Origin of the sequence: Shewanella sp. P1-14-1, from assembly GCF_001401775.1 — a bacterium.
Taxonomy (GTDB): Bacteria; Pseudomonadota; Gammaproteobacteria; order Enterobacterales; family Shewanellaceae; genus Shewanella; species Shewanella japonica.
The window spans coordinates 60,994-66,993 of the sequence record NZ_LKTL01000028.1 but is presented as its reverse complement, the minus strand read 5'-3'; the positions used below and the strand labels follow the sequence as shown (position 1 = coordinate 66,993).

The following is a 6,000-nucleotide window of genomic DNA, read 5'->3' as shown; positions in this document are numbered from 1 at the left end:
AGATAGGGATTTGAACCCTAGATGGGCTACAAACCCATGCCGGTTTTCAAGACCGGTGCATTCGACCACTCTGCCATCTCTCCGAACGACGAGAATAATAATGCTCTCGACGTTTGCTGTAAAGTACTAAAACTAATAAAACTAATCGATTGCTTGACTTACAATCAATCTGTCGATTTTTTATCTGAATAAAGCCCTACTCTTGCTGGATCTGGCGCTACAAAACCATTCGACATACTCGCCCAACTATCTTGCTTAGATAACAAGTAACCTAAATAAACTCCAACAGCGCTCAGTAATATGCCTAATCCAATCGTCATTTCAGCATATTGAGCCAGCATAGCAACAATACTCGAAGCCCCAAAGGCCATTCCGATTTGAATAAAGTTTTGTAAGCCAGCTGCCTTAGTCGCATTCTTACTAAACTGCTGTAATGCGTTATTGACCACAATAGGATAAATCGCACCGTTGGCCGCCGCTAAAACAGAGAAAGAAATCAGCAATGGATATATAGTTTCCATCGTCATAACTAAAGTGACTAACGCAATTACAGCAACACAAGCAAAAAATAAACCTAGTAAGTATTTAAGGGCTGATTGTGCTCCGCACTTTTTAACTAATACCTTACTCATATAACCACCTACGATAAACATGATGGTTTGAGGAATAAAACTGAGTCCAATCGCCTGCGCTTCGTAGCCAAACTTAATCATGACACTTGGCCACACAGTTAAGTAACTAAAGAATGCAGCCGAACACGCTCCAAAAATAACCACGTTTCCTAAGTAACGGGTGTTTTTCACAATGCTTTTATAACTGATGCTTTGCTGCACTTCAGCTTGTTTTGATTCACTTGCCACTAACCATTTAGTGAGTACGATAAGTAAAACGGCCACAATGACTAAAGTAACAAATACCGCACGCCAGCCAAATGAATTAACAATCGCAGCTCCAATTAACGGCGCAACAGCTGGAGATAAAGCCACTAGCGGCATAATATTCGAGAACACTTTTTGCGCTTTGTCAGCGTCGTATTTTTCAACGACGATGGCTTGCCAAATGACACCAGCACTACATGCTCCTAATGCTTGAAAAAAACGGGCAATATTTAACATCGTAATTGAATCACTTGCCACGATGACGCCACTTGCAGCGGCAAATAACGTTAAACCCGCAATTAATGCGTTTTGCTTACCAATTTTTTCAACTAAAGGACCATATAATAATTGGCCTATGGCGAGACCAGCTAGGAATGTAGTCAATGAAAAGGCGACGTTATTCAAGCTTGTTGAAAAAGAATCAGCAATATTCTGAAATGCAGGCAAGTACATATCAGTTGCAATAAAACCTAACATACTCAACAAAGCTAAATAGGCTAATAAAATAAAATACTGCACATTGGCAGTGTTTGAAGACGCATTAGTCATCTTAAAAATAATTCCAAATAAAGGGCTGTTAAAAATCAGCGTGTAGTCTAATGACTTGCAAAATGTTTGTGAAACGTTTACTTTTGATGACTGCATTCATATTTTTTCACAGCAAAGGATCGCCCTCTATGCTTTCAGAACAAGCATTGGAAATGATTGATATTGTCGCTCGTGTAGGTAGTTTCACCGCTGCAGCTAATCAATTGCATAAAGTTCCATCAGCCGTTAGTTACGCAGTAAAACAAATTGAAGATGAACTTGGTGTCATTTTGTTTGAAAGGCATCATCGCAGTGTTAGCTTAACGGAGCCAGGTAAACATTTTGTCCAACATGCAAGAGAGTTACTGGCTGAAATGAATGACCTAAAAAGAAGCACTCAACGTGTCGCAAACGGATGGCAACCTACACTTTCTATTGCGTTAGATAACATTGTTAGAGCAGACCGAATCAGTGTGCTGATCTCAGATTTTTACCGCCACTTTAGTGATGTAGAATTAATTATTCGCATTGAAGTGTTTAATGGCGTTTGGGAAGCATTAGCAACAGGCAGAAGTGATATTGCCATTGGTGCAACCACTGCGATACCTGTCGGTGGTGTTTTTCAGTATAAAGATATGCGAGACATTGAATGGGCATTTTTAGTCAGTAAAAATCACCCATTAGCAGAAATCGATCGTCCTTTAACTGATGATGAATTACGTATCTACCCTTCTATTTGTCTTGAAGATACGTCAAGAGAGATCCCTAAACGAACCACATGGCTACTCGACAATCAACGCCGTCTAGTTGTACCTGATTGGATTCGTGCCATTAATTGCTTTAGAGACGGTTCAGGTATTGGTTATATGCCACTTAATCTCGCTAAGCCTTTTATCCAATCGGGTTCATTGATTGCGAAAACCTTAGAAAACCCTAAAAATGCAAGCCCATGTTGTCTTGCTTGGAATCAAGAAAAAATGTCCCCAGCACTTGAATGGGTGCTCGACTATCTTGGTGATACAGACAAGCTCCATCGTGAATGGTTAGCGTAAACCACAGCTTTGCCGTCGTCCTTTAAGATTGACCAATTTAATGTTCATTTAAGTATTGTTTTCAACAATAAGGTTATTGCGCAACATATTGTCTGATTTTGCGACATTGAAGATAAATTAATGGCGCAAAATCAACTAGTTCATCATGATGACTTTAAGCTGTAGCAAAGCTGTTGTATCATCAAGTTAAGTTATCAGTAATTTACCATGTGCTGAGAGAGCATTTTGTTAAATTACACTCTTTTTAACGTCTCGGAGACTGTTATGAATCAACAAACTTTGTCGGGTCAACAAGCCACGACGATGGAAACCAACAAACTCATTAAAAACACTTATATGCTGCTGTCTATGACATTAGCATTTGCTGCTGTAATGGCGGGTGTCGCAATGGCGTTAAATATCGGCCCATTCATGTCTATCGGTTTATCTCTTGGTAGTATTGTCGTCATGATGGTCACCTTGAAAAAAGCTGACAATGCTTCTGGATTAGCGTGGATCTTTGCCTTCACAGGTATGCAAGGTGCTTCATTAGGCTATATTCTAAATCACTATGTTGGTTTGAATAATGGCCCAGAGCTTATCATGCAAGCATTTGGTTTAACGTCTGTTATTTTTGTATCTTTATCAGCTTACGCAATCACGACGAAGAAAGACTTTAACTTTATGGGTGGCTTCTTATTCGCCGGCCTACTTGTTGTTATTGGCCTTTCATTAATCAATATGTTCTTTGTTAATAGCGGTGCTATGTTCATGGCATTACAAGCTGCTGTCGCTATGATCATGGTTGGTTTAATCCTTTACGATACAAGTCGTATCGTAAATGGCGGCGAAACTAACTATATCCGCGCAACAATTTCGTTATTCTTAAACTTCATCAACCTATTCATGGCACTTCTTCACCTGCTTGGTATGGGAAATGATGATTAATAGCGTCAAGTAACGGGTCAGTCACTTTATAAATCCACTGTGATTAATCAGTTAACTAGGCTAAAATGGCTCCTCATTCAGGAGCCATTTTTTATTGTTATGAGTAAATTTATTATCCAAGTTAATGGCACAGTTTATGGGTCTACTGCCAGTTTTAGAGCGCTTCGTTTTACTGAAAGTGTTTTATCACTAGGTCATCAAGTCAGACATATCTTCTTTTATCAGCAAGGTGTATTCAACAGTAATAGCCTCGTTTGCCCAGCATCTGATGAGCATGATTTACACCGCGCTTGGACTAAACTGGCATCAGAACATAATGTCAAATTAGTCAATTGCGTCTCTGCTGCATTAAGGCGTGGAGTCCTATCAGCGCAAGATGCATTAGAAAATGACAAGCAGCAATATAATGCTAGTGAACAATTTACTATGGGTGGTTTAGGTGAGTTAGTCACGGGTATTGAGCAATCAGACAGATTGGTTTGCTTTTAGTGATGCATACAGGAATGGATATGAAAAAAATCTGCGTCATCTTCAGAAAAAGCCCCATTGGAAATACATCCAGTCGCGAAGGCTTAGACTTTGCTATGCTCAGTGCAAGTTTCGAGCAAGAAGTCAGTATTATATTTACCGATGAAGCTGTACTGCATTTACTGCCTGAACAACAACCTGAACTTGTGGGAAGTAAAGATTACCTGTCGACTTTCAAAGCATTAAGTTTATACGATATTGATACTGTTTTAGTCTGCCAAAACTCAGCAGTACAATTTGGTATTACATCTAAAGATTTTAACTTTGAAGCTGAATTAGCCTCAGAAAAACACATCCAAACTTTAATTCAGCAATCAAATGAAGTGGTGGTGTACTAATGATATTGCACCTAATACAACACTCAGCAACGACAGATAACGCACTAACCTGCTGTTTACGATACATCGCAGAGCAAGACAGCATCTTGTTATCAGACGATGCCATAAACTGCTTACTTAATCATGAGTGGCAACAGCGATTATCAAACATCAAAATTTACGTGTTAATTGAAGATATTGATGCAAGAGGATTAGGCGCTCGCCTACCTCAGACAAACAATATTAAGGTTATCGATTATGACCAGTTTGTACTGGCCACATTGGAACATACGAAGGTGATCACTTGGTAAACTCATTTGACTTTAACGGTCAGCAAATCGAAGTCGATGCTAAAGGTTATTTAAAAAATTATACCGATTGGAAAGTTGATATGGCGCCTATTCTAGCGGCCACAGAAGACATTGTCCTTACAGAGCAACATTGGGAAGTCATAAACTTCGTTCGTAACTTTTACTTAGAATACAAAACTAGCCCAGCTATTCGTGTTTTAGTAAAAGCGATAGGTCAAGCATTAGGCCCAGACAAAGGTAATTCTAAATACCTTTACACATTATTCCCTATTGGCCCCGCAAAACAAGCAACCAAAATAGCCGGTTTACCAAAACCCGCTAAATGCATTTAACCTACTTGATGACTTCAACAAGCCTGACACTTATTCGTTCAGGCTTTTTTAATAGTGTCGATATCGCACGGGCTAACGGGCTAACGGGCTAACGGGCTAACGGGTAAATATTTTCAATATAAGCTTAAAAAAACTATGCAATTGGCAAATGATCACGCCCAGCTTTAACCACATTACTATTCCCTACTCGACTGTCGTTAAGGGCCATACCATAATTGTCACGACAATACTGGCATGGGCTCATGGTGTTAATTAACCGACCACGCTTACTGTACTTACGAATATAAGCATGAGAAATAGTGACATTTTGTTGAGTTAATAAACTGACATCTGCAACTTTATCTTTTAGATCAATAACAGCTGCATCCTCAGCACAATGACGATCATTAGCTCGCCCCCAACCAATAAACTCATTACCCACTTCATCAACATACTTTGCAGCAACCCATGGCCCACTATGATGACCTGTCGGCTCACCATTAGGTAAGTAAGAAGGTTTATTGGCAAGTTGATATGGAATTAATTCAAGTGGGTCATTAGGTGGTTGCTCACAGCTAACTTCAAGAGCCGATTGAGGCTGTTGTGTAACGAAAAAGTGATGGTTATGGCTTAACTTAACGTCACGTAATTTAGCTACTAGTTCTGCATTGGGTTTACGAGTATCGACTTCAACAATTCGTAATATACTTGCTTGGCTACCATTACGGGCGATTATTTTGTCACCCGTTTTTAATGATGCAGCGGTGACCCATTGTTTGTTGAAATTACTGAAGATATGAACTTGATCGACATACATTAGGGTGGTGATGTCATCTATGGTGTATTTAATTTCTAGCATGAACTCGTTGATTAAGTTTAGTGTTAAATGCTGAAAAGCATTTTAGCATTAAATACTCGACAGCGTTTACCTGCACGAATAAACAAGAGTGAATCAATACAAGCGAATCAAATTAAACCACTTTTGATGACAAGTACACTGCGCATCCTTACAGCCTAACAAAACGCAAAAACTATCACTATCATCACTATCATCACTATCATCACTATCACTTACAATAAGCTGAATCTAAATCGCTGAACGAGCCAAGCGCTGTCAATGAGAAACACACTAAAAGTCCGGTAAAGAT

The 6,000-nt window shown here is 39.3% G+C and carries 8 protein-coding genes; 6 read left to right on the top strand and 2 right to left on the bottom strand.

Annotation, left to right across the window (positions count from 1 at the left end):
* Positions 1–164: 164 nt before the first annotated feature.
* On the bottom strand, positions 165–1,427 hold the full coding sequence (gene punC, locus AN944_RS18040) for a purine nucleoside transporter PunC (protein ID WP_055026043.1): 1,263 nt from the start codon (positions 1,425–1,427) through the stop codon (positions 165–167).
* 128 nt (positions 1,428–1,555) lie between these two features.
* On the opposite strand from punC, the gene punR reads away from it, so the two are divergent.
* The 6 genes from punR to AN944_RS18010 all read left to right on the top strand — a co-directional run bounded on the left by punR (position 1,556) and on the right by AN944_RS18010 (position 4,873).
* Positions 1,556–2,458: a DNA-binding transcriptional activator PunR gene (gene punR, locus AN944_RS18035; protein ID WP_055026037.1), complete on the top strand. Its 903-nt coding sequence runs from the start codon at positions 1,556–1,558 to the stop codon at positions 2,456–2,458.
* Positions 2,459–2,722: 264 nt separating this feature from the next.
* Complete coding sequence (locus tag AN944_RS18030) at positions 2,723–3,385, top strand: Bax inhibitor-1 family protein (protein ID WP_055026036.1); 663 nt, start codon at positions 2,723–2,725, stop codon at positions 3,383–3,385.
* Between the two features lie 99 nt (positions 3,386–3,484).
* Entirely contained in the window at positions 3,485–3,874 is a 390-nt protein-coding gene (gene tusD, locus AN944_RS18025) for a sulfurtransferase complex subunit TusD (protein ID WP_055026035.1), read from the top strand.
* A gap of 20 nt (positions 3,875–3,894) precedes the next feature.
* On the top strand, positions 3,895–4,251 hold the full coding sequence (tusC, locus tag AN944_RS18020) for a sulfurtransferase complex subunit TusC (protein ID WP_055026034.1): 357 nt from the start codon (positions 3,895–3,897) through the stop codon (positions 4,249–4,251).
* Positions 4,251–4,541 (top strand): sulfurtransferase complex subunit TusB, encoded by a 291-nt coding sequence (tusB, locus tag AN944_RS18015; protein ID WP_055026033.1) that lies wholly within the window; start codon positions 4,251–4,253, stop codon positions 4,539–4,541. The genes tusC and tusB overlap by 1 nt, the downstream gene beginning before the upstream one ends.
* Positions 4,535–4,873: a TusE/DsrC/DsvC family sulfur relay protein gene (locus AN944_RS18010; RefSeq protein WP_055026032.1), complete on the top strand. Its 339-nt coding sequence runs from the start codon at positions 4,535–4,537 to the stop codon at positions 4,871–4,873. The genes tusB and AN944_RS18010 overlap by 7 nt, the downstream gene beginning before the upstream one ends.
* Positions 4,874–5,006: 133 nt before the next feature.
* On the opposite strand, the gene AN944_RS18005 is transcribed toward AN944_RS18010, so the two are convergent.
* Positions 5,007–5,711 carry a hypothetical protein gene (locus AN944_RS18005; RefSeq protein WP_055026031.1) on the bottom strand — a complete coding sequence of 235 codons (705 nt, stop codon included), beginning with the start codon at positions 5,709–5,711 and terminating at the stop codon, positions 5,007–5,009.
* Positions 5,712–6,000 lie beyond the last annotated feature (289 nt).